General features: G+C 50.8%; 22 protein-coding genes and 3 pseudogenes. 12 read left to right on the top strand and 13 right to left on the bottom strand.

The window, feature by feature from the left end; genetic code table 11:
• Window positions 1-45: 45 nt before the first annotated feature.
• Window positions 46-835 (top strand): annotated as a pseudogene (gene urtD, locus HP572_RS09245) (urea ABC transporter ATP-binding protein UrtD).
• 1 nt (window position 836) lies between these two features.
• On the top strand, window positions 837-1,535 hold the full coding sequence (gene urtE, locus HP572_RS09240) for an urea ABC transporter ATP-binding subunit UrtE (protein WP_240585424.1): 699 nt from the start codon (window positions 837-839) through the stop codon (window positions 1,533-1,535).
• Between the two features lie 248 nt (window positions 1,536-1,783).
• Here the strand turns inward: urtE and HP572_RS09235 are convergent, their stop codons facing one another.
• Window positions 1,784-2,179: a hypothetical protein gene (locus HP572_RS09235; RefSeq protein WP_240585423.1), complete on the bottom strand. Its 396-nt coding sequence runs from the start codon at window positions 2,177-2,179 to the stop codon at window positions 1,784-1,786.
• 266 nt (window positions 2,180-2,445) lie between these two features.
• Between HP572_RS09235 and HP572_RS09230 the strand changes: the two are divergent.
• Both HP572_RS09230 and HP572_RS09225 read left to right on the top strand, forming a co-directional pair.
• Window positions 2,446-2,562: pseudogene (locus HP572_RS09230) on the top strand (ABC transporter ATP-binding protein); the annotation flags it as partial.
• Between the two features lie 59 nt (window positions 2,563-2,621).
• Window positions 2,622-3,071 carry a hypothetical protein gene (locus HP572_RS09225; protein WP_240585422.1) on the top strand — a complete coding sequence of 150 codons (450 nt, stop codon included), beginning with the start codon at window positions 2,622-2,624 and terminating at the stop codon, window positions 3,069-3,071.
• A gap of 79 nt (window positions 3,072-3,150) precedes the next feature.
• On the opposite strand, the gene HP572_RS09220 is transcribed toward HP572_RS09225, so the two are convergent.
• The 6 genes from HP572_RS09220 to HP572_RS09195 form a co-directional block, all read right to left on the bottom strand.
• A complete protein-coding gene (locus HP572_RS09220) occupies window positions 3,151-3,975 on the bottom strand; it encodes an amino acid ABC transporter ATP-binding protein (RefSeq protein WP_010285684.1) in 825 nt (274 codons plus the stop codon).
• Between the two features lie 24 nt (window positions 3,976-3,999).
• Complete coding sequence (locus tag HP572_RS09215; protein WP_240585421.1) at window positions 4,000-4,944, bottom strand: amino acid ABC transporter permease; 945 nt, start codon at window positions 4,942-4,944, stop codon at window positions 4,000-4,002.
• Window positions 4,945-5,026: 82 nt separating this feature from the next.
• Window positions 5,027-5,581 (bottom strand): GNAT family N-acetyltransferase, encoded by a 555-nt coding sequence (locus tag HP572_RS09210; protein WP_240585420.1) that lies wholly within the window; start codon window positions 5,579-5,581, stop codon window positions 5,027-5,029.
• A gap of 76 nt (window positions 5,582-5,657) precedes the next feature.
• On the bottom strand, window positions 5,658-6,626 hold the full coding sequence (locus tag HP572_RS09205) for an ABC transporter substrate-binding protein (protein WP_240585419.1): 969 nt from the start codon (window positions 6,624-6,626) through the stop codon (window positions 5,658-5,660).
• Window positions 6,627-6,693: 67 nt separating this feature from the next.
• On the bottom strand, window positions 6,694-7,629 hold the full coding sequence (locus HP572_RS09200) for an ABC transporter substrate-binding protein (protein WP_240585418.1): 936 nt from the start codon (window positions 7,627-7,629) through the stop codon (window positions 6,694-6,696).
• Between the two features lie 22 nt (window positions 7,630-7,651).
• The gene (locus HP572_RS09195) at window positions 7,652-8,980 is read right to left on the bottom strand and encodes an LLM class flavin-dependent oxidoreductase (protein ID WP_240585417.1); all 1,329 of its coding nucleotides are present in this window, start codon (window positions 8,978-8,980) and stop codon (window positions 7,652-7,654) included.
• A 319-nt stretch (window positions 8,981-9,299) separates the two neighbouring features.
• Here HP572_RS09195 and HP572_RS09190 point away from each other — a divergent pair, with 319 nt between their 5' ends.
• Window positions 9,300-9,845, top strand: a complete 546-nt coding sequence (locus HP572_RS09190) for a flavin reductase (protein ID WP_174871533.1) — start codon at window positions 9,300-9,302, stop codon at window positions 9,843-9,845.
• Window positions 9,846-10,180: 335 nt separating this feature from the next.
• Here HP572_RS09190 and HP572_RS09185 read toward each other — a convergent pair whose 3' ends face one another.
• On the bottom strand, window positions 10,181-11,377 hold the full coding sequence (locus tag HP572_RS09185) for a M20 peptidase aminoacylase family protein (protein WP_240585416.1): 1,197 nt from the start codon (window positions 11,375-11,377) through the stop codon (window positions 10,181-10,183).
• 332 nt (window positions 11,378-11,709) lie between these two features.
• Between HP572_RS09185 and HP572_RS09180 the strand changes: the two genes are divergently transcribed.
• The 5 genes from HP572_RS09180 (at window position 11,710) to HP572_RS09160 (ending at window position 15,486) form a co-directional block, all read left to right on the top strand.
• Window positions 11,710-12,690 (top strand): LLM class flavin-dependent oxidoreductase, encoded by a 981-nt coding sequence (locus tag HP572_RS09180; RefSeq protein ID WP_240585415.1) that lies wholly within the window; start codon window positions 11,710-11,712, stop codon window positions 12,688-12,690.
• Between the two features lie 78 nt (window positions 12,691-12,768).
• Complete coding sequence (locus tag HP572_RS09175; protein WP_240585729.1) at window positions 12,769-13,275, top strand: ClbS/DfsB family four-helix bundle protein; 507 nt, start codon at window positions 12,769-12,771, stop codon at window positions 13,273-13,275.
• Between the two features lie 182 nt (window positions 13,276-13,457).
• Window positions 13,458-13,685 (top strand): hypothetical protein, encoded by a 228-nt coding sequence (locus tag HP572_RS09170; RefSeq protein WP_072012457.1) that lies wholly within the window; start codon window positions 13,458-13,460, stop codon window positions 13,683-13,685.
• Between the two features lie 249 nt (window positions 13,686-13,934).
• On the top strand, window positions 13,935-14,717 hold the full coding sequence (locus tag HP572_RS09165; protein WP_240585414.1) for a hypothetical protein: 783 nt from the start codon (window positions 13,935-13,937) through the stop codon (window positions 14,715-14,717).
• A gap of 241 nt (window positions 14,718-14,958) precedes the next feature.
• The gene (locus tag HP572_RS09160) at window positions 14,959-15,486 is read left to right on the top strand and encodes a hypothetical protein (RefSeq protein ID WP_240585413.1); all 528 of its coding nucleotides are present in this window, start codon (window positions 14,959-14,961) and stop codon (window positions 15,484-15,486) included.
• Between the two features lie 369 nt (window positions 15,487-15,855).
• On the opposite strand, the gene HP572_RS09155 is transcribed toward HP572_RS09160, so the two are convergent.
• Both HP572_RS09155 and HP572_RS09150 read right to left on the bottom strand, forming a co-directional pair.
• The gene (locus tag HP572_RS09155; protein WP_240585412.1) at window positions 15,856-16,836 is read right to left on the bottom strand and encodes a DUF4238 domain-containing protein; all 981 of its coding nucleotides are present in this window, start codon (window positions 16,834-16,836) and stop codon (window positions 15,856-15,858) included.
• Between the two features lie 369 nt (window positions 16,837-17,205).
• Window positions 17,206-18,231: a LacI family DNA-binding transcriptional regulator gene (locus tag HP572_RS09150; protein WP_240585411.1), complete on the bottom strand. Its 1,026-nt coding sequence runs from the start codon at window positions 18,229-18,231 to the stop codon at window positions 17,206-17,208.
• Between the two features lie 380 nt (window positions 18,232-18,611).
• Between HP572_RS09150 and ascF the strand changes: the two are divergent.
• Window positions 18,612-20,073, top strand: a pseudogene (gene ascF, locus HP572_RS09145) (PTS cellobiose/arbutin/salicin transporter subunit IIBC).
• Between the two features lie 34 nt (window positions 20,074-20,107).
• Window positions 20,108-21,538, top strand: a complete 1,431-nt coding sequence (locus HP572_RS09140; protein ID WP_240585410.1) for a 6-phospho-beta-glucosidase — start codon at window positions 20,108-20,110, stop codon at window positions 21,536-21,538.
• An 87-nt stretch (window positions 21,539-21,625) separates the two neighbouring features.
• On the opposite strand, the gene HP572_RS09135 is transcribed toward HP572_RS09140, so the two are convergent.
• From HP572_RS09135 to HP572_RS09125, 3 genes are all read right to left on the bottom strand, one after another.
• Complete coding sequence (locus HP572_RS09135; protein ID WP_240585409.1) at window positions 21,626-22,249, bottom strand: transcriptional regulator; 624 nt, start codon at window positions 22,247-22,249, stop codon at window positions 21,626-21,628.
• Between the two features lie 130 nt (window positions 22,250-22,379).
• Window positions 22,380-23,321: an ornithine cyclodeaminase family protein gene (locus HP572_RS09130; protein WP_127156415.1), complete on the bottom strand. Its 942-nt coding sequence runs from the start codon at window positions 23,319-23,321 to the stop codon at window positions 22,380-22,382.
• Complete coding sequence (locus HP572_RS09125) at window positions 23,318-24,283, bottom strand: threonine/serine dehydratase (RefSeq protein ID WP_240585408.1); 966 nt, start codon at window positions 24,281-24,283, stop codon at window positions 23,318-23,320. The genes HP572_RS09130 and HP572_RS09125 overlap by 4 nt, the downstream gene beginning before the upstream one ends.
• Between the last annotated feature and the right edge of the window lie 88 nt (window positions 24,284-24,371).

Here is a 24,371-nt window from a genome sequence, read left to right as displayed (position 1 = left end):
TCACAAACCGCGCCTTCACAAACTGTTGCGGCTAAGCCCGCATTGATGGAGCCAAAGTTCGCACAACCGCACCCGTCGGATCGCCATCGGCATCAGACCGATCCGGTGCTGCAACTCGACAAGATTAACGTGGGTTTTGACGGCTTCCGTGCGCTCACCAATCTGTCGTTGCAGATTGGCGTGGGGGAACTGCGCTGCATCATTGGTCCAAACGGCGCGGGGAAAACGACGTTGATGGATGTCATCACCGGTAAAACGCGACCGGATAACGGCAAAGCATTTTACGATCAATACACCGACCTGACGACGCTGTCGCCGGTAGACATCGCCCGAGCAGGAATTGGGCGGAAATTCCAAAAGCCGACCGTGTTTGAAGCGCTGACGGTGTTTGAAAATCTCGACATCGCGCTGAAAACCGACAAATCGGTGTGGGCGAGCCTGCGTGCCAGACTGAACAGCGAGCAGCGTGACCGGATTGACGAAACACTGACGCTGTTGCGGCTCGGTCATGAACGGCAGCGGCCTGCTGGTCTGCTGTCGCATGGCCAAAAGCAGTTTCTGGAGATTGGCATGCTGTTGGTACAGGAGCCGCATTTACTGCTGCTCGATGAACCTGCCGCGGGGATGACGGACGCCGAAACGGCCTATACCGCTGAGCTGTTCCGTAGGCCTGGCGGGCAAGCACTCGCTGATGGTGGTGGAACACGATATGGGCTTTGTCGAGAGCATCGCTGACCGCGTGACCGTGCTGCATCAGGGGCAGGTACTGGCGGAGGGATCGCTGCGCGAGGTGCAGGCGAATGAACAGGTGATTGACGTTTATCTGGGGCGCTAACATGTTAGAGATTGCTGAACTGAATCAATATTACGGCGGCAGCCACATTCTGCGCGGCCTGTCGTTTGAGGTAAAACCCGGCGAAATTACCTGCTTGTTAGGGCGCAACGGCGTGGGAAAAACCACGCTGCTGAAATGCTTGATGGGGCTGATTCCCGCGAAGTCCGGCACGATTCGCTGGCAGGGGGAAGCGATCAATACGCGTAAACCCTATCAGCGCGTACAGTCTGGCATTGCCTACGTTCCGCAAGGGCGGGAGATTTTCCCTCGTCTGACGGTGGAAGAGAATCTGCTGATGGGGCTATCGCGCTTTCCGGGTAAACAGGCACGGCAGGTGCCGGATGAGATCTACCAGCTTTTCCCGGTACTGGATGAAATGAAACAGCGGCGCGGCGGCGATTTGTCCGGTGGGCAACAGCAACAGCTGGCGATTGGACGTGCGCTGGCCTGCAAACCGCAGTTGCTGATTCTGGATGAACCGACAGAAGGCATACAGCCGTCGGTAATCAAAGAGATCGGCGCAGTCATCCGCCAACTGGCACAGCGTGGCGACATGGCGATTCTGCTGGTCGAGCAGTTTTACGACTTCGCCGCCGAACTGGCCGACAGCTATCTGGTGATGTCTCGTGGGGAAATCATACAGCGCGGACGAGGTGAAACGATGGAACAGGACGGCGTGCGAGGGCTGGTCGCGATTTAATACGCGTTACTTATTATTTCATTCTGGAGTTGGAGATAGGCTGCATCCACATATTTTCAATATTACATAATGAGGATCGGCAGCCTAATTTTATATGGCAGACATATTACTAGCACGATAACTATTTCGTTATCCGTAACGTTAACGTGCTGTCCAGATTTTCGAATCACTTAGGATGTAAAGTGAAAATTGAGTCTTGATGTTTAAAATTAAATCCAAATTCGAAAATTAAGTTGACTGAAAGTTCGTTATTCTGCTTTTTGGATTAACAATGTTGCCTTGCCGGCATTGTCATTACAATTATCGTCAACGATATAGGCTACAAACGGCGATGTTGTTGTATCGACAACCGTCGGACTACTGGTCACAGAAACTCCCCAGCGTGCATTTTTAAACCCACCTTGCAACATAACACTATCGATAATGCAACTATTAGAGGCTCCCATGCAATTCATAGTATTAGAAACGAGAGAAACAACATATCTCCCTTGATCTAAATTAAACTTCACGGGGGTACCTGTTAGCGTGTCAGTAAACGGAGCGCTCAAACAATTTCTTTGAGAATCAATCGTTATATCTGTTGCGGCTTCCGCAGCGAAAGAAAAAAAGGCCAGCATGAACATGCTGATGGATGTCTTGCGCATGAGTAAATCTCCTGAAAAAGTAATTTATTGGTAAATTAATACAGCCTTATAATGCATGTAATAATCAATAAATCGGTCCATTAAAAACCGCCATTATCTTAAACCATAAAACTTAGAAAATCGTCAATGTTTTAACCTATCAATCAATTTATTTTTCCAAATATAATTTTATGCCTATTGGTTGTTTGTAATTTCCTAAAGTTTGTTTTTTGGAGATTATTATTCTAATAAATTTATACTGTATTAAGCGTAATGCCGCGTTCAAAAAATTGTTGTTTCTGGATGAACCAACAGAAGGAATATAGTCATCAGTCATTAAAGAGATCGGTTCGGCGGTTCGCCAACAGGCGCAGGGTAGTGATATGGCGATTCTACTGCTTGAATAAACTGTGTAAAATACCGCCTTAAGAAGATAATGCGCTGTTTATCTCCGGTTAAAAAGATGAGTAAACTGCCGAAGATTTTTGCGGCGATCGGCGTCATCATTATTGCTGTTGTGGTTGGTTCTCTATGGCCGTATATCAAAATGGATTTTGCCAGTAGCGCGCATTATACCGAACAGGATGAAAGGGAATATGCGTTTTACACCCCCGATATTCTGAAAAACATGCCGCGCATTACCGATCGCTATGACTTCAATTTTTCGAACGTAACGGGGCCGGAAGCTAAAATCTGGACGGTGAACTTCTATGGCACCGGCGATACCAGCAAGGTTCATACGTATCTGACGTCGATAGGTTATGAGAAACAGGACCGTTGCGATGTTGAGGCTGAATGTTGGCGAGCCGCGGGTACACATGACGTTGTGACGGTGGCGACGTTTGATACAGATAAGAGCGTGATGGTTCAGGTTTACAGCAGTCCGTATGCTGAGCCATTGCCAGCAAAGTAATCATTTACGCGCGATCTCATTAGGCTCACTCGTAGCGAGCCTAATGCGTATGTCATCGATGAATAGCCTTCTCTTTTCCTCACAGCACCTTATTCAAAAAATTGATCGTTCTCGGGTGACGGGGATGGTTCAGCACCTGCCAGGAATCGCCGCTTTCAACGATTTTCCCGTCCACCATGAACACCACGCGATCTGCGACTTCACGCGCAAAGCCGATTTCATGTGTGACGACGACCAGCGTTACGCCGGAGCGGGCGAGTGATTTGATCACGTCCAGCACTTCCCCAACCAGTTCGGGATCGAGCGCAGACGTCGGTTCATCAAATAGCATCACTTTCGGCTTAAGCGCCAGCGCGCGGGCGATGGCGACTCGCTGCTGCTGGCCGCCAGACAGGTGACGGGGATAAGACTGCGCTTTATGACGCAGGCCGACGCTTTCCAGCAGGGTAAAGGCGATGTCTTCGGCTTCCTGACGTGAATAAAGCTTATGCGCCAACGGGGCTTCAATGATGTTTTCCAACACGGAAAGGTGCGGGAACAGGTTGAAATTCTGGAACACATACCCGACGTTGATGCGCTGGCGTAGTACTTCCTTTTCTTTCAATTCATAGAGCGTATTCCCTTTGCGCCGATAGCCGATGTAGTCGCCGTCGATGCGGATAAAACCTTCATCCACGCGCTCAAGGTGATTAATGGTACGCAGCAGCGTGGATTTTCCCGAACCGGACGGGCCTAGGATCACCGTGACGGAACCGGGTGCCAGCGTCAGATTGATATCCTCCAGCGCTTTGTGCTGACCAAAATGTTTCGCCACGTTGCGGATCTCAATCAGCCCACGAGCGCTTTCTACCTGTGGCTGTGCGGTGGTGCGCGCGTGAGCAAAGTAGTCGATAGCTTCAGACATAGTGACTCTCCAGAATTGGGTAGATTAACGTGCGCGCTTGCGCGTGAGGAAACGGACGAGTCTCTGGCGCGGTGTGGGCGGCATTTCACGCACGGCACCGCGGGACACATAGCGTTCCACGTAGTATTGGACGACGGATAGCACCGTGGTGATCAGCAGATACCAGATGGTGGCGACCATCAGCAGCGGAATAACCTGCTGCGTACGGTTGTAGATGACCTGAACGGTGTAAAACAGCTCTGGCAGCGCCAGCACGTAAACGATTGATGTGCCTTTTGCCAGACTGATGATCTCGTTGAAACCGGTCGGCAGAATCGAACGCAGCGCCTGCGGCAGAATGATGCGCACCGTACGGCGACCGCCGGGCAGACCGAGTGCGGCGGAGGCTTCAAACTGCCCAGCATCCACACCAAGAATACCGCCGCGAATGATCTCTGCCGTATAGGCGGACTGCACCAGCGTCAGGCCAAGCACCGCGACGGAAAACTGATCCAGTAAATCGATGGTCGGATAGCGCAGGAAGACAACGGAGGTAAACGGAATTCCCAGCGCCAGCTCGTCATAGAGATACGAGAAATTGTAGAGAATGATTAGCACCAGAATCAGCGGCAGCGATCGGAATAGCCAGATATACAGCCACGACAAGGTGGACAACAGATAAGAGGGCGAAAGCCGAGCCAGCGCCAATGCGGTGCCGAAAATAATGCTGAATAATGTGCCCAGCGCGGTCAACAGCAGCGTTTGCCCCAGACCAGCGAGAATGACCGGATTGAAAAACCACTCGGCAAAGACCGCCCATTCCCAGCGCGGATTCAGTGCGATTGACTGAATAACCCCGGCAAAAATAAACAGGGCAAATAGTGCCCCGGCAATACGAAAGGGATAACGCGCGGGCACAACGTGCAACGGCGGTTCCTGCGTCTGGCCCAGCGGTGCTTGCTGAGAAGACGTGTGTAGAGATTGCGTCATAATCGATACCCTTTGAAGGTGATTCTGAAAAACGTCCTTTTGCTTTTAATCACCGCACAGGGTGAGTCTCGGTGTGCGTGGGTCAACACACTTTCAAATGGCGAGCGATAAGATCGACTTCCGTTTGGCGGGCAGCCTGAGGCGCTGCGACGTCAAACAGCGCTTTCTTAAACGGCAGCCGTCCATCGTAAGGCGGAATACTGTAGGTCACGGGATCGACGCTGATATCGAACTGAGGCGTATAGCCGTGGCTCAGATAGAGGTTCACCGCTTCGGGCTGGCGGAAACCCGTGGTCAGGAAAAAGTGCTGATAGCCTAACCGACGGGCGTGCTGCTCCAGCTCCTGCATCACTTTTCCTGCCAGCCCCTGACGGCGCAGCGAATGATCCGTCCATACCCGCTTAATTTCGGCAGTGGTGCTGTCGTAGCGTTTAAACGCGCCGGTGGCAATCGGTACGCCCTGACGCAGCAGCGCAATAAAAATGCCGTGCGGCTGCTGGTAGATTCCCGGTGGATCGCTTTCCCGCTCACCAAAAAAGTCGCCATAGCGCTGTGCATATTCCGCAAACAGGCCGTCGATAATTGGGGCCACGATAGGATCCTCGGGCTGAGTCACAATGAAGATGTCGTCGGACATGGGATGCTCCTGATTCGTTAGCGTATTCGAGCTATCGGTAACCATTGCATGGCGTCCCGATAGCCATCGGGCGGTATTAGTCGCCCAGTCCCGGCGGATTGATTTCTGAGCGGTCAATACGTTCGATGCTTTCTCCCCAGCGGTTCAGCACCTTGTCGTATTCACCGCTTTTAATTACGCCGTTCAGCGCGGTATTAATCGGCTGCACCAGCCCGCTGCCTTTGCGCGTGGTGACCGCGATATGTGCGACGTTGGGGTAGCCGCCGTTGACCGTACCGACATGCTTAACCTTGCCAGTCAGCTCCGCTTTGTAGGCACCGATGACGTTGGGGCCGAAATAGGCATCGGAACGACCGGATTGCAGACTCAGGTTGGCGGCCGCATCGTCCGTGACATAAATCGGCTGAAAGGCGGGTAGGCCGTTGGCGCGATTCTGCTTATCCCATGCCAGCAGTACCGCTTCCTGATTGGTGCCGGAGCCGACAATAATCTTCAGTCCAGCGATGTCCTTCGCTTCCTTGATGGACTGAATCTTACTGGTGGATTTCACATAGAAGCCGAGCGAGTCGATGCGGTAGGTGGCGAAATCGAACTTTTCCTTGCGCGCTTTGGTGACGGTAATATTGATGATGGCGGCGTCATACTTGCCGGAAGCGACGCCGAGCGGCCAATCTTCCCACGAGGTTGGAACGATGTTTAGTTCCAGTCCGAGGCTGTCTGCCACCAGCCGGGCGATATCCGGCTCGCTGCCCACCACGGTTTTGTTGTCATCAGCCAGAAACGCCAGCGGCGGTGACGACCCCAGCGCGGCAATGGCGACAGTGAATTTACCCGGCGTGACGAAGGTAAAGTCAGCCGGAATCTGTGCGATAGCCTCCGCATTCTTCGGCGCATGAATCGGCTGCTGGTTGGCTTTCAGGTCGATGGCAGCCTGTGCTGTCGTGACGGAAAATGTGCCGAGCAGCAGCGATCCCGTCAGTAGCCTTGTCAGCAGTGATGGGCGTAAACGGTGTGTCTTGGATGAATAGGCGATATCTTTTTGCATTTGTCTTTCCCTTGCAGGTGAGTTGTTATAATTGTGACGCTGTCACTTAATGGTGTGCCATTTTTACTTAATCGCCGATACCCGGCGGATTTACGACGGACTGTGTGATTTTTTCATCGTCTTCACCCCAGCGATCCAGCACCTGCGCATAGCTACCGTTGTGGATCGCGCCATTGATGGCGGTGCTGATGGGCTGGGCCAGACCGTTACCTTTCTGCGTGGTGACCGCGACGTAAGCGACCGTCGGGCCTTTGCCCACCATGCGCGTTTTCCCCGTCAGCGCCGCTTTATAAGCCCCGATGGAGTGTGGACCGAAAAACGCATCGACGCGCCCGGACTGAATGCTCAGGTTGGCGGCGGCATCATCGGTAACGTAAACAGGCTGTACGGGAGGAAGGCCGTTGGCGCGGTTTTGCCGATCCCAGCCCAGCAGAATGTTTTCCTGATTGGTGCCGGAGCCGACAATCACTTTCAGACCGGCCACATCCTCCGGTTTGTTAATCGACGTAATCTTGCTGGTCGATTTCACGTAGAAACCGAGCGTATCAATGCGATACGTGGCGAAGTCGAATTTCTCTTTGCGGAGTTTTGTCACCGCGATATTAAAAATGGCGGCGTCATATTTCCCCGCGGTGATGCCCAGCGGCCAATCTTCCCAGGAGGCGGGAACCAGCTTCAGCTCTAGTCCGAGACCGTCGGCGACCAGTCGCGCGATATCGGCATCGCTGCCGATAAGCGTTTTGTTATCGTCAGCTAATAGCGACAGCGGCGGTGAACTGAGCGCCGAGACGGCAATCGTCAGCTTTCCCGGCGTCACGAATTTGAAATTAGCCGGGATCTGCGAAATGGCCTCCGCGTTCTTCTCGGTACGAATGGGAGTTTGGTTGGCTTTCAAGTCGATACGGCTAACGAATCCCGCATCTTGTGCCTGCGCATGGGTTACCAGCGTGGCGCTCAATAATGTCGCCAGACCGGTCACAGTGATAAAAGGGGAACGCTTCACGGTGAATCTCCTGTTGCGCGGGTTAGCGCGTGAATTGATTCACCGGATAATCCAGCGCCAGATTTTCCCGCAGCGTGTAGCCGGGATACTCCTGACGGAACAGGCCGCGCTGTTGCAGTAGGGGAACAACGCGATCGACAAAGTGGTTGAGCGTATCCGGCGTGCCGCCCTGAATGATGAAGCCGTCGGCGGCACCGTTTTCAAACCAACGCTGCAAGCCATCCGCCACCTGTTCGGGCGTGCCGCTGAAGACGGGGCGCGGCGATGCTGCTTCCAGCGCGACCTGCCGCAGCGTTAAGCCTTTTTCCTGCGCGTTGCGCTTGATTTCATCGGTGGTGCTGCGGAAGCTGTTTTTCCCCAGATCGCCGATATCAGGGAAGGGTTCATCCAGCGGATGCTGTGAGAAGTCATAGTGTTCAAAGTAGCGTCCCAGATAATTGAGAGCATCTTCAATCGTGACCAGCTGTGCGGTTTCCTGATACTGGCGCTCCACGTCTTCCGCGTCGTTGCCGACAATCACGCTGACGCCCTGAAAGACATGCAGCTGATCGGCCCGACGACCGTTTTCTTCCAGCTTCTGTTTTACCTCGCGGTAATAACGCTGCGATTCTTCCAGCGTGTGTTGATGGGTAAAGATGGCATCGGCGTGTTTGGCGGCCAGCTTTTGGCCGTCTTCAGACGCACCAGCCTGAAACACAATAGGGCGACCCTGCGCGGATCGGCCAATATTCAGCGGACCCTGTACCGAGAAGAATTCCCCTTTATGGTTCAGCGTGTGCAGCTTTTCGGGATCGAAGAACTGTCCGCTGGTTTTGTCACGAATAAAGGCATCGTCTTCCCAGGAATCCCACAGGCCTTTCGCCACCTGAAGGAATTCATCGGCAATGCGGTAGCGCAGCGCATGTTCCGGGTGCTGCGCGCGGGAAAAGTTTTTCGCCGATCCTTCCAGCGGCGATGTCACCACGTTCCAGCCTGCGCGACCGTTGCTCAGGTGGTCAAGGCTGGCGAACTGCCGGGCGGTGGTGAAGGGCTCGGAATACGACGTCGAGAGCGTACCGACCAGACCAATATGGGTGGTGACAGTAGCCAGCGCGGACAGTAGCGTCAGGGGTTCAAAGCGATTGAGAAAGTGGGGGATCGATTTTTCATTGATATACAGGCCGTCGGCCACGAAGACAAAATCAAATTTCCCTTGTTCGGCTTTTTTTACCGCATCCAGAACAAAACCAAAATTAATGCTGGCGTCGGGTACGACGTTTTTATGCCGCCACGCGGACATATTTCCTGCTGCGCCTTGTAATATTAAACCCAGTCTTAATTGTCGGTTTGAAGATGTTTGTTGTTTACTCATTATCAAGAACCTTTTATTAATTGAATGTGCTTGTTATTCGTTGAATATGTTTATTCTTAATTGGTCGTACTTCCATGAAAGTGAAAACAGTCCATCAATAAACCGGTTATCAATTAACAAGCCATCAATAGGCATTCACGTATTCAATGAAAGGTTAATAGGGCGTTAACGGCGTGTTTTCACTATTGATGAGGCGAGGCATGATGTAAAACAACAAAAATGGATAATGAAATTTGAAAATTTCAGATGATGATGCGGCTTATTTTGTTAGTATCATGTTAATGATTGTGTCTCTCGCCGTATTTAAAGGAAGCATGTAATGTCTGATCTTGTTGCTGAACGACTCGTTACCGCGAATGACGCGGCTCTCTCTGCGGCGGTTGCCAGCGTTGACCAGCAGGCGTTTCGCGATGCGATGGCAAAGCTGAGCGCGGCGGTCAATGTCGTTACGACGGATGGCCCGGCAGGTAAGGCCGGATTTACGGCATCCGCCGTGTCCAGCGTCAGCGATACGCCCGGTACGCTGCTGGTGTGTCTGAATCGCGGTTCGTCGGTGTATCCCACGTTTCAGGCGAATCCGTATTTGTGCATCAATACGCTGGCCGCCCATCATGAAGCGCTGTCGACGCTGTTTGGCAGCCGCTCGTCTACCGAAGAACGGTTTGCGGCGGCGGAGTGGGACGTGTTGCACACGGGCTCACCGGTGCTGCGGGATGCGCTGGTGGCGTTTGACTGCCTGGTTGAAGAGGTGGTGAGCGCGGCGACGCACGATATCTTTATTTGCCGGGTGTTAGCGATTAAGCAGGGCGAAAGCACTGATGGTCTGGTGTATTTTTCCCGCCGCTATCATGCGGTTCGTGGTTAATGGAATACACTAACTATACGTTAGTCCATATATGCGCGTTGAGCGGTGGTAATGGATAGATCGTAAAGACGCTGCAAGTACCTCCCTGTAAGCTCGAGCCGCGCGGATATGAATCTCATCCCTGAGATTCACCCTTTCAGGGCCGTCGCAAGCGACGTTCAAAGGCGTTCCTAACGCCTTTGTCCCTGGCGCGGACGCTTTACTCCTCTATTCCATTACCCCCGTTCTCGTTCTGAAAATAGGTTTTTCACCAGTTTGCCAGCACAAATGATTTAGGGAATATCCCCCTCCGCCGGATTGAGCGGGCTGAGGAGGGATATGGGTAGATCAACGCATTACGATGGAGACAGTACCGCTTGTGGTGGGGTGACTTTCGTGGTGTGCAAGCGATGCAGTGCGGCCTCCGCCAATTGAGCGAAATAGCGTGAGGCTGGCGCAATCGCGCTTTCATCTGGGTTGAACTGAGGATGATGCAAGCCAAATTCGCTGTTTGATCCAATGCTGACGAACGTGCCCGGCACGTCCTGAAGATAAAGGGCAAAGTCCTCGCCGCTCATTTGCAGTTCGGCGTTTTCTACCTGGTAGCCCGCGTCTCGGGCAATTTGCTTGCTGAAATCGGCCCATTCGCTGGTGTTCACGACCGCTGGTGGGCCGGGATACCATTTCAGCTCCGCTTTTGCGCCCAGTGCAAGGGCAATACCACCAATCAACTGTTCAATGCGTTCCGGTATTTCCGCGCGAATCGCGGCATTGTAGGTGCGTACCGTGCCTTCCAATTCTACCGTTTGCGGCAGGACGTTCCAGGTGTTGCCGCCCTGAATACGCGTAACGCTGATGACCAGCGATTCCAACGAACTGAAGCTGCGGCTCGGTAGTGTTTGCAGCGCATTGACGATATTGCAGGCGGTGACGATGCTGTCGATGCCCTGTTCAGGTTTGGCCGCGTGCGCGCCTTTGCCGGTAATGTGAATAGCGAAGCGATCCACGTTGGCATAAAACGGACCGCTGCGTGTCGCGAAGGTGCCAGCGGGAAGCTCAGGCGCATTGTGCAGGCCGAAAACGGCGGTGACATCGGCGAGTGCACCGGCGCGGATGAGCTGTTTAGCACCGGTAGAAACTTCTTCTGCGGGTTGGAAGAACAGCCTGATTTTACCCGGTAAGACAGATTCGCGTTTTTTCAGCAAACAGGCGGCACCGAGCATCACAGCGGTGTGGAAATCGTGTCCGCAGGCATGCATGACGCCCGAGTGCTGAGAGCGAAACGGCACATCGACCAGCTCTTCAATCGGCAGCGCATCAATATCGGCCCGCAACGCAATCGTCGGGCCGCTGCCGTGACCGATCTCGGCAACGACGCCGGTGGTTAAGGCAAGGGGCAACAGGCGGATGTCTTTCTCTTGTAGCCAGCGGGTAATGTGCGCGGTGGTTTGGTGTTCCTGATTGGACAGTTCTGGGTACTGATGCAAGTGCCGTCGCCAGTTAATTAACTGCTGCTCGAATGACGTATCACAACAGGGGATAGAGTCAGCCATATCAATACACCTCCTTAACAAAACGTAAACACGATAAAGGTAGCTGATAGCCACTCAATGGATAAATACCGTCTGGTTATATTTCATATCTTTTTATCCCGGCGTATTTCAGACTTCCCGCATGTCGCCGTTATTAAAATATCTGCTAACAAAACCCATTATTGATATTTATGTTTCACACTATTATGCAACATTCTTCTTATTCTGCTTTTGCACTGGCTGGTTTTATTGCCCTGTTTATTTAAATGGCTTTTTTGGAATGACGGTTTTTTTAATACATAGCCTTGCAATAAATAGCGCTAACGGATAGTTGCTGAAAATAAGGAAACATCGTGGGATATAAGCTCAGTTTATTAGATCAAAGTCCGATCGCCGAAGGAATGAGTGCGGCGCAGGCGTTGGCGCAAACCGTGTCGCTGGCGAAGGTGGCAGAAGCGCTCGGCTATTACCGTTTTTGGGTTTCCGAGCATCATAATTCCGATGAGTTGGCGGGATCGTCTCCCGAGGTCTTGATCACCTGGCTGTTGGCGCACACGACAACGCTGCGCATTGGCTCTGGCGGCGTGATGTTACAGCATTACAGCCCGTATAAGGTTGCGGAGAATTTCCATGTAATCAGCGCTCTGGCCGGCGGGCGTGTGGACTTGGGGATCGGCAAAGCACCGGGCGGACTGCCGCTGGCGACGCGGGCGCTACAGCAGGAGATCGGTGAAACGCAGCGGGTTGCCTTTACGGAAAAGCTACATCAGCTAAACCGCTTTCTCGACAGTCATGACGAGACGGCCGAGCGCCTGAATGCGACGCCATTACCTGAACATACGCCGCAGCGCTTTCTGCTGGGTGCCAGTCAGGAGAGTGCACGGCTAGCCGCCTCGCTGGGCTGGAGTTTTGTCTTCGCCGGGTTCATCAATGCCAGTGAAGCGCTGTTGACGGAATCTCTCTTGAGCTATCGGGAGTTGAAACCCGCCAACGCCCAGACGCTGCTGTCGCTGTCGGTGATTGCTGCCGAACGTCATGAGTATGCGGAGGCGCTGGCCAGCACGCAGCATAACTATAAAGTTTACATTGAGAACAAGCCGCCGCTGACGGTAGGCAGTCAGGAGCAGGCTGATAACTTCGTTCGGCAGGCGGGCGCGACGGATTTCCGTATCGTACAGGAGCCGCGTAATGTGCTTTATGGTACGCCAGAGCACATCCATCAGCGTCTGGAAAGTTACCATCAGCGTTTTGGCGTGGACGAGTTCATTATCCATACGCCCGTGACGTCCCCCCGCGAGCGTGAAGCGTCGATTCGGCTGCTGGCACAGCGCTGAAAACGTGAGCGATGACAAGGCGGCGCTGCCGTTTGATCGGTAACCTGATTTTGTATAGCAGAATAGTCGGGGGAGATGATGGCGGTGCCAGAAAGCAAAGAAGCCTTGATCAAGGCAATCAACAGTCAGTTTGTGCTGTTAATGAAGCGAATCGAGGCCGTTCCCGCCGATCGCGCATTCTCACCGGAAATGGCAGGACATGCGCAGGGAACGCAGATGAGTGCGGCAAATCTGGTGGCGTATTTGCTGGGCTGGGGCAATCTGGTGCTGAAATGGCATCAGCAGGAAGAGCAGGGTAATCCTATCGATTTTCCAGAGACGGGCTACCAGTGGAATCAGCTTGGTTTACTCGCGCAAAAATTCTATCAGGACTTCGCACACATTACAGAGTGGCCTGAACTGGTCGCGTTGCTTGTCGCGAATAAACGGGAACTCATCACGTTGGTTGAACGTTATACCGACGCACAGCTTTACGGTGAATGCTGGTACGGTAAGTGGACGCGTGGTCGGATGATTCAGTTCAATACCGCCTCGCCTTATAAAAATGCGGCAGGGCGGCTGCGCGTGTGGGAGAAGAACGCATAACTCACTGATAGAAAATAAAAAAAACAGTGCTGATTGTTTGCCTTCTCTTTCCCTTCGTCAGTGGCGCACTAGCGGTGTTTTTTCAGACAAAACCTTACATATTCCCCCTGCTTGATTGTTCTATACTCAGTAGTAAGCAAGATAAGTTTTACTGACAGATGAGATAAATAGGGGGAAGAAAAATGATTGGTCTTAACCTAGTTTCTCCAGTGTCATATAGCGCCATGCCTGACAAACCTGATCATGTTCAGGGCATTTCCCGCTCGTCGCAGCTGTCTGGTTACCCTAATCAGGACGCGTCTACCCGAACCCGGACGACGTACGACAATAGCGCGTCGGTCTTTAAGCCACCGATAGCCGATGGGGTTAATCGCCCAACGGAAAATAACCAGCTTAACGTTTACGTTTAAGATGGTATCAGACGGATAGAAATGGGCAATCACGTGCTGTAAACGATCGTTTCGGTGCGTAGGTTGCCCTCTTTTTTTCACTTTATTTGCATCAAGCCCTCCTAAAAAAGCATCTTCTTCTATAGTAGTCATTACGCTAGGGATAGTCGGTTTAATCGCGTATTTTTTAGCGTGTCGGCTTCCTAAACTGCGTCGCTTTTGTGTTTCCATGAGCATTGGAATGGCAAATATTTCTATGAGAGATGACAGATGAAGAAATTACTTAATATTGCATTAATAAGAAGATTTACTGTTATTGCACTGTTTGTTTTTTCAGCATCGGCATGCTCATTGAATCAGGGTACTAGCCATTTCGAAAAAGCATTGCTCACGCCTGAACAGATCAACGAAGCAATCGTTTATCAAAAGGATGCAGATAAAAATAGCGATGTTAAACCGAAAGAGGGGGAAAAATGGTTTAACGTCATCTTAGGGCAGGAGCCCATTATCATTAGCGCCCCTCATGCTACCGAACCGTTTCGGGATGGAAAATATCGTTTCTCTGACGGAGGAGGGACGGCAGCGCTGGCAATCATGTTGGGAAAACTGACGGGTTCGACGGTCATCTATACAACAAAAGCCTCTCCTTCAGACCCTAACTACTACGATAATAATGATTATAAAGCGAGGCTAGCTGAATTAATAAAATCACAAAAGCCGAAACTCATTATTGATATCCACGGCAGCCACCCTTACCGACCCTATGATGTCGATATCGGAACCATGAAGGGAAAATCTCTGCTGGGTAAAGACGAACTGGTGACCAAACTCATCGCCTCATTGCGAAATGAAGGGATTTCCAATTACTCAAACAACTATTTTGCCGCTTCCAAGAATGAAACCGTCACAAAGTTCGGTTCAGCACATGGCGTACCAACGATCCAACTGGAGGTCAACAGCGTTTGGATGGTGCCAGGTGAGGGTAATTATGAATCACATCGGTTTGCGCAATTGCTCCAGGGCATGGTTCGTTACGTCAATAGCGTAAAATGACAGTCGAGCACGTACGGTTGAATCACGTCGATCGGGTTATCTGTATTAGCTCAGACCTGAGCTGGCAATGTTGCTGCGCAGAGCTAAACGTGATCTGACGGGCGGCTCTGTGCCAGGTGCGGACGTTGGCTTGAAGCGTCATTTTCTGTGATGCTCGCCAAAAGTAGCGGAGCTATAAAAAAACACTCTAGTCGGTATAATCTCTTTCATGTTTTTCTTTTCGGTATCTAACACCATGAGCATGTCAGCATTACAACCGCAGATAGTTAAAGCAATGAAACCAAAACATGGAAAGGATTGGATGTTAGTCCGTGGAGACACGGTTTTCGTCCGCTTTTTAGCTCAAAATGATGATGGTAATTCTTTTGAAGTGCAGACACCAACGAGGCCCGAAGAGAGAATTCGCATAGGGGGTGGTTTGACTATCGGATACAAGCTGCCAGTAGACCAGAAGCTCCTTTTTTCGGTCGCTGAGACGTTAGCCCAAGAAAATCATCTTCAACCTGAGAATAAAGTAGACCGCTTTCAGAATAATTGCATCTCCATGTTTTCCATTACTATAGATCACGGCAAAACTATACAAGATGAGGTCAACGAGGAATGGGTCACTCGCTTCTTTGAGCTCTTCGATGCTCATGGGATTTCGACGAATATTGTCGAACCTGGCATGGTCGATATTTATTCTGACCTATGTGTTGAGGATGGCGAAGACGTTTATCTGAGTGATGGTATGTACATGCGCCCGAACGGGACAATTTACGAACGTTGATAATGTAGGTGCGAAAGCATAAATCAATTCCCGGCTGATAGCCGGGATATTACTTAACCATATCCGACAATTAGTCCAAGTAGCCCCACTTCTTCAGGCGACTTTTCGTATTCATGACCACTCTATGAGTTAGTTCGCCGCCACGCTCTGGACTTATCTCCTCTGCTTTCAGACGATCTGCTATTTCCTTCTCTCTTTATACATAGACAAAAGTCCGCTCCGTGCCAGAAGCGGGCATTGCTACATCACAATATGTTAATCACCGCGAACAGGTCAGTCAGATGATGGAGGGAGTTAGTTGCCAATGTTGTCGCCCGCCATCCCCCTCAGCAGGGATTTTTGACTGTACGCCTCTCAGTTACAGGTGCTTTAGTCTGTAGTTTTTAATGTAAAAGCTAAATAATTTCGTTGGTTGAAGTCCTTCTTATACAACCTAATAGTTTCTTTGTTTCTCGAAAATATAGTTTTGCAAGAGGCGCGGGCTACTTTAACATTGAGCATGTGTACTTCATCGTCACTTAGATGATGGCTCGGAAAATATTTTACACCACTGGTGTTTATTAATAGAGCCTTACTGGTGGATAATGGGTAATAATAATCAACAAATTCACCTTCACTTCCTTCTGGATTCAGATTTATTACTGGTTGGTCAGATGTAATGAAGTCAATATTGGACTTATTCTCAAGCAGAATGACTTTTCTGCTGCTGTTCAAGGACATGTCATAGGAAAGGTTTGTTGCCATAAATGAACACATAAACCACCAGTTCCTATTGTAAAAATCCCTAAGACGATCCCGGATGTGTGTTTGGGAAGGAATATTATCTAGTGACAAAATTAATAATTGCTTCATTTTCTGTGTTCTGGAAAATTGATGCCCTAAGAAATAACAAAACTCATAATAAGTGCTTTTATCATCTAGGGAAAGCAAGTTTCCTGTTTTTAATTCACTTAAAATTTTTATGGCGCTCGATTCTTGCTCGGATAAATAATTCTCGAAAATATTGCTCTGTATAATGTCTTGTAAGTTTATTCCAAGCTTTACATCAAGAGAAGGTGATAATGCGGAGACCATCTTCTGTGTTTCGAATATTTTGTTCACAAACTTCCAATGAAGTTCTTTTACTGTTTCATTGCATTTGTTTGTGAAGAGAGCTATGAGTTCTTTGTCACTTTCCTTCAACATACCCATTTTGTAGAAATCTTTTTCAAGACCCAGACCTCTGACACTGTCAGATGCAATGTTAGATTTCTTTGTGATGTAGTAAATGTTGGTTCCATCAACTGTCCAATCCTGAAGGTAGTGAGCCCATACATAATGATGTTTGGTTTTTTTCTCAAGAATTTTCATTGGATTCCTGTCGATGATAACGATAGTGAGTGATTTATAAACCATGTTACAGTTTTTGTCTTCGGTAACTTAGAAGTCTGCTGGATTAACTTTTTGTTTTTTCCAATCAATGAGTCACGCGCAGTATGACTCCATACCTTAGGGGGGGAAGTCTCGGGCTAATCCACACCATTCTCTTTTAGAGATCCTCTGCGATATGGCTGAGAGCGAACTTCCGCTCCTCACTCAATGCAGCCTGTCAGATTTGATTGTGTTCTGCCCGCGAAAACTGTCAGTTCACGTCTATAAGCTAATGCAGTTATCTGCAATCTGCGGGGGGCTGTTTTTGTTGCCGTGAAAAACGGGGTCTGAAATGACCCCGTAGCAGATTCAAACGGACTGATTACCGTACGGCCCGTTCTGAATGGAATCTCTGACCTGTAGCTCCGACAAGAACAGATTTTCTTTCGAGAAATAGCCGCCGTCCAGCATCGCGATCAGGCGGTTAATCACTTCGTTGATCATATCGCTCACCGGATCTTTGACGCTGGAGAGCGACGGTTTCAAAAACGGGGCGGTGGGAATGTCGTCGAACCCGACGACAGAAACGTTGTGCGGTACGGCAACGCCAGCGTCATCCAACGCTTTTATCGCGCCAATCGCCATATCGTCATTGCTGGCGAGAACGGCACTGAACGATACCCGGTTATCGCGCAAGGTCGTAATGGCGAGCGAACCGCTGCGCGGCGTCCATTTTCCTTTCACAATCAACTCATCCCGTACCGCGATATTGGCCGCCGTCAGGGCATCTTTATAGCCGGAAAGGCGTTCGATAGCGGTCGGCGAATCCAGTGAACCGGTGATAAAAGCGATATCTCGATGGCCGCGCGCGATCAGATGCTGTGTGGCGTTATAGCTGGAACCTTTGTGATCGCAACAGATGCAGTGGCTCTGGTGTTTACGCAGTTTACGGTTAACCACCATGATCGGCTGCTTGTGCTTCTCGATGATGTCGTCCATTTCATCCACGGTGAGAAAACGGGGATAGATGATGATCGCATCACAGCGCAAGCCCAGCAGGAACTGAATCGCGGCGCGCTCTTCATCGGCGCTGTGTTTGCCATCGACCAGAATCAGCTGACGCCCGTTGTCTTCCAGCTTTTTGGCGGCCTGTGACAGCAACTCGTTAAAATAGCTGCCGTTATAGAGCGTGTTGGTCACCACCAAACCGATGCAGGCTGATTTGCTGCTCGCCAGATTCCGCGCCAGTAAATTTGGCCGATATCCCGTCTCCTCAATGGCCTGATAGACCAGCGTTTTGGTTTCTTCACTGGTATAGCCTTTGCCCGATAGCACGCGCGACACCGTCGCTTTCGATACGCCTGCTTTCTTCGCCACTTCCTGCATTGTCGACATGGGACATCCTGAGACGTTGAATACTCCCGTCATTTTACACACTTTGGACCGGTAGCAGGGTGATGAGTGCAAAACCGAAGCGATCGAGGGGGAGTAACACGCTATTCATGACGATCGCGATCACATAAGAAAAATATTCATAACAAAATTATTGAAATCGTATTCATATATAAACACTATCATGTGGAACCGGTTACCCATCGGCGTTTCATTACGTTTCATTACGTTGCATGGAGCAGGGATACCGGCATGAATACTTTCATAACTGTATGAAATTGAATAATAAATGTATGCGCATCAAATAATACTCCCGTTTTGGATACGTTGAGCGGTGTGTTGAATTGGGTGTAGCGTGCGCGATTACGAGAGATTGTCTATCCATGTCAAAGAATTATGCGGCTGTATCCCGTTCGATCGTCGATGCTATCGGTGGGGCTGATAACATCGCTGCCGTGACGCACTGTATGACCCGTCTGCGCTTTGTGCTGAAAGATAATGATGCGGCGAATGTGGCCGAATTGAAGGCGATAAGCGGCGTATTGGGTGTCGTGAAAAATGACAACCAGTGTCAGGTCATCATCGGCAACACCGTTTCTCAGGCCTACGCCGAAGTGGTGAAACTGCTGCCGGAAGGCGTGGAAGCTGAAAAAACCGTACCGGTGAACAATAAAATTACGCTGCGACGCATCGGCGCGGGGATTCTGGATGCGCTGATTGGCACGATGTCACCGCTCATTCCTGCGATTATCGGCGGCTCGATGGTGAAACTGCTTGCCATGATCCTCGATATGACCGGGCTGTTTGAGAAGGGCGCATCGACGATAACAATTCTGAACGTGATTGGTGACGGCGCGTTCTTCTTCCTGCCGATCATGGTGGCGGCGTCTGCGGCGGTAAAATTCAAAACCAATATGTCGCTGGCGATTGCTATCGCCGGGTGTGTTGGTTCATCCGACGTTTATCGATCTGATGGCAAAAGCGGCGCAGGGCCAGCAGGTAGTGTTTATGGGGCTGACCGTCACGGCGGTGAAGTATACCTATACCGTGATTCCGGCGCTGTGTATGACCTGGATTCTGTCTTACATTGAAAAATGGGTAGACCGCATTACGCCAGCGGTAACCAAAAACTTCCTGAAGCCGATGTTAATCGTGCTGATTGCCTCCCCGATTGCCATCATGCTGATCGGCCCGATTGGGATCTGGATCGGTAGCGGTATTTCTGCGGTGGTGTACACCGTACATGACTATCTGGGCTGGCTGTCCGTTGCCATCATGGGCGCTATCTGGCCACTGCTTGTAATGACTGGTATGCACCGTGTGTTTACCCCGACGATCATTCAAACCATCGCTGAAACGGGCAAAGAAGGCATGGTAATGCCGTCTGAAATCGGTGCAAACCTGTCGCTGGGCGGATCTTCACTGGCGGTTGCCTGGCGCACCAAAAACCCGGAACTGCGCCAGACGGCGCTGGCGGCGGCGGCCTCGGCCATTGTTGCTGGGATCTCTGAACCGGCGCTGTACGGTGTGGCTTTACGTCTGAAGCGTCCGCTGATCGCCTGTCTAATTACCGGTTTTATCTGCGGTGCCGTTGCCGGTATCGGTGGGTTGGCAAGCCATTCAATGGCGTCGCCGGGGCTGTTTACCAGCGTGCAGTTCTTCGACCCGACCAACCCGATGAGTATTGCCTGGGTATTCGGCGTCATGCTTCTGTCCGTCGTGATTTCCTTCTTCGTCACCTTACTGCTGGGCTTTGAAGACATCCCAGTCGAAGAAAAACCGGAAGAGAAACGCGTACAGGGCGATGAAGTTTCCGCGCCGCAGCACGCAACGAACACGAATTAAATGAAGCACTAATTAGTACGAAGGAGAAGAGCGTATGTCTGCATCAACATTTCCCAATGGGTTCTTATGGGGGGGCGCGATTGCGGCCAATCAGGCAGAAGGCGCGTACCTTGAAGGCGGTAAAGGGCTGACGACGGTGGACATGATTCCCCACGGCGTCAATCGTCTGCCAGTGAAATTGGGGCAAGAACCGCGTTTCGCGCTGCGTGAGGATGAGTTTTATCCCAGCCATCAGGCGATCGATTTCTATCATCGCTATAAAGAAGATATCGCGCTGATGGCGGAAATGGGGTTCACGGTGTTCCGTACCTCCATCGCCTGGAGTCGGCTCTATCCGAATGGCGATGAGTTGACGCCCAACGCGGACGGCATCGCCTTTTATCGTGATGTGTTTGCCGAGTGCAAGAAGTACAACATCGAGCCGCTGGTGACGCTGTGCCATTTCGATGTGCCGATGCATCTGGTCACCGAGTACGGTTCATGGCGTAACCGGAAAATGGTCGAGTTCTTCGCCCGCTATGCACGTACCTGTTTTGAAGCCTTTGACGGGCTGGTGAAATACTGGCTGACGTTCAATGAAATCAATATTTTGCTGCATAGCCCGTTTTCCGGCGCGGGGTTGGTCTTTGCCGAAGGGGAAAATCAGGAACAGGTGAAATACCAGGCCGCGCACCATGAACTGGTGGCGAGCGCGCTGGCGACGAAGATTGCACATGAGGTTAACCCGGAAAATCAGGTCGGCTGCATGCTGGCTGGCGGCAATTTCTATCCGTGGTCGTGCAAACCGGAGGATGTCTGGGCGGCGCTGAATAAAGATCGGGAAAACCTGTTCTTTATCGACGTGCAGGCACGCGGCACCTATCCGGCGTATACCGGCCGTTTGTTTAAAGAGAAGGGCATCACGATTGCGTCCGAGCCGGGCGATGATGAGATTCTCAAGAACACGGTAGATTTTGTGTCCTTCAGCTATTACGCCTCCCGCTGCGCCTCGGCGGATATGAACGAGCACAACAGCAGCGCGGCGAACATCGTGAAGTCGTTAAAGAACCCGCACATCAAGGCGAGTGAATGGGGTTGGGGAATCGATCCGCTAGGCCTGCGCATCACCATGAACATGATGTATGACCGCTATCAGAAGCCGCTGTTTTTGGTCGAGAACGGGCTGGGCGCGAAGGACGAGATTAACGCACAGGGCGAGATTGATGATGACTATCGCATCAGCTACCTGCGCGAGCACATCAGCACGATGGCGGACGCCATTGGTGACGGTATCCCAGTCATCGGCTATACCTCATGGGGCTGTATCGATTTGGTCTCTGCCTCCACCGGTGAAATGAGCAAACGCTACGGTTTCATCTATGTCGATCGCGATGATCGAGGCGAAGGCACATTAGCCAGAAAGAAAAAGAAATCGTTCTACTGGTATAAGAAGGTGATTGCCAGTAACGGTGCTGACCTGAGCTAAAGGCAATAAGGCCGCTCGGCAATTCCTGCTGTAGCCCCCTGACGGAGACGTCTGGGGGTTATTTTTTGTCGTGTACCTGCTGAACCATTATCGTATTTCCTTGATATGTTTATAAACAGTAGCCCGTCCCATGGACAAAACCTTAGCAATATAATCTGCCGAGTTCCGGACATTGAAGGCACCCTGATTATAAAGCGAAACGACAACAGCCTTTTTCTGGCTCCGAGTCAACGTGGTGAGAGAGGTATTATTCTCGGCCAGCCAGGTATGAAGGTAAGTATTAATTTTTTCCTGCCAGTCATGTTCAAAAAGCTGTGTCGGCTGTGGCTGCAAGCGGTTTACGGATAAGAAAAGATCAAGCGCATTGCGGGCATCTTCAAAGCGCGAGGTACTGAAATTGATGCAGAAAACGTATCCCAGGCTATCTTGTTGTGGAATAAGGATGCTGACTGAGCGCATTTTTCTTCCATCCCAGTTGAGTTTTTCGTACGGCCCTGTCAGCGTACTTAACTCTCCCAGCTCGAGCTGCTCGAGCCCGGCATCATCTCCAATCTGCCGTCTGGAAAGGTTGTTTGCCAGATAAGCCACCTTCCCCTTTTTTACATCATGAATGGCGACTTCCACGGCCGGAAAAAATAAAGCGGCAATGCCGTCGGCCATCGACTTCAGGGTGTTAAAACTAAGCTGCTTATCATTGTGTTGCGGTGCCATATGCCTTCCTCCGATGCAAACCGCGACACTTTACCGAATGTTCTGAAAAGTGTCGCTACGTTTCCTTGCTCCCTGCATCAGGTTAAAAGCATACAGAGCCGGGTATATACAGCCGTTCCTGAATACTTTTTCAGCCCAGCGTTGACAGAATGCTGGCAGAAATTTGCGCATCCTGAATACCCAACCCAGTGAGATCGGCAATCGTGATATGTGACGGATCGCGTTGATACAATGAAGGGGTTGTCAGCAAGGTGCCTATTTCCACGATCAACTGATTTTCCTGATATTGCCCCTGACAGTGACTCAGTTCCCCATAGGCACGGCATTGCGCCAAAGCATCGACAAGAACCATATCTGCTGCGCCAACCAGCGCGGCATCCAGTTCCTGTTTGCCGGGAGCGTCAGCACCGACAGCGGTAATATGCGTCCCAGAGCTAACCCATTCATGCTGGATAAGCGGGGTCGTTGAAGGTGTCGCGGTGACGATGATCGAAGATAAGCGGGCTGCTTCTTCCTCATTTTGCGTTAACACGATGTTGGCATTAAGATCGGAAAGCCTTTCTTTCATGTGCTGCAGCGATTTCTCACTTCTTCCCCATACAATGACATCGCGACAGTCTGTCAGATTACATAACTGCCGGAGTTGCAGTTCTGCCTGAAGACCCGTACCGAAAATAGCGATGCGCTCAATTTTTTCTGGAAGCAGAAGTTCCGCTGCAATGCGACCGGCAAGCGCGGTACGCATACCGGTTAACCAGCCATGATCGTCCAGTAAAACCAGAGGTTGTCCTGTTATGGCTGAAAAAAGGAGGTTAAGGCCATCATTACTTGGCAGGCCCGACGAGGGATTTTGATAAAAACCACTGGATACCTTCACGCAAAAACTGTCTGAGCCTTCCATCCAGGCAGATTTGATACAACAGTCACCCTGTACATCCTTAAAAAGAAATTGCTGTACCGGTGGCATCTGCACTTTATTAGCCGAAAATGCTTGAAAACCAGCGCGCAATTTATTCAGTGCAGTTTCTTCATGGAACAGGGCGCGGATTTCATCCAGATTTAAAATTTTCACTTTATGGCTCCGACAAATTTATCAAGCGCAATATTTCGGCCGCATAAAACCACAGCGACCCGCTTGCCACGCCACTTATCGGCCTGCTGCATAAAGGCTGCCATTGCTACCCCGGCAGCACCTTCAATCATCCAGCGCTCATAACGGGCAACGGTTTTAATGGCTGACTTAATTTCTTCTTCGCTGACCAGAACACAATCATCCACAACCTGCTGACAGAGCGGGAAAGTTATCGTACCCGGTTCAAGACCGCCAGCCGTACCATCAGAGAGCGTATCATGTTCCTCTGGTTCAACGATTTTGCCGGCTTTCAGCGATTCGTACATTGCTACGGAGGCGGTCGGCCAGCAGGCAATGATGCGAGTATGCTGTGACAGTTGTTTCATTACTGAACCGACACCAGAAATCAGGCCACCGCCGCCGACGGCAATGAAAATCGCATCAAACGACTCTTCCTGCTCGAGCATTTCAAGCGCGATAGTTCCCTGACCAGCGATGACATCTACATCATTATATGGTGAGACCCAGGTCGTTCCCGTGCTAGCGGCTACTTCGGCAGCAGCAAGTTCGACGCCTAGCCCATCTTGATCCAACGTAATGACCGTTGCCCCGTATGCTTTGATGGCATCGAGTTTTAGCTGCGATGCCGTTGAAGATTCATAGACCGTTACCGGCACATTGGTTGTTGCTCCGGCAAGCGCCATACCCTGACCGTGATTTCCAGAAGATGCGGTGATAACCCCTTGTTTTTTTTGTTCAGTCGTAAGCAAACGGATTTTATTACTCGCCCCACGAAATTTGAATGAACCGGTGTGCTGCAAGTGCTCTGCTTTGAAAAACAGATCGCACTCATAGAGAGAGGATAAAGAGTGGCTACGATCTAGAGGTGTCACTTTTACCTGAGGGCGAAGCGCGATATGTGCCTGTTGGCTGCCCTTCAATATGTCGACGGGTGTGGTCATTACTTATCATCCATAAGAGAATAAAAGTCCAATATAGACAAATTGTACACATTGTCTATTTCTTAATGAAATAAGATGAAGTGTTACC

It is taken from the genome of Pectobacterium sp. PL64 (assembly GCF_022477975.1).
Lineage (GTDB): Bacteria > Pseudomonadota > Gammaproteobacteria > Enterobacterales > Enterobacteriaceae > Pectobacterium > Pectobacterium jejuense.
The sequence above is the reverse complement of the archived record's forward strand: the minus strand, read 5'-3'. Positions and strand labels throughout refer to the sequence as shown.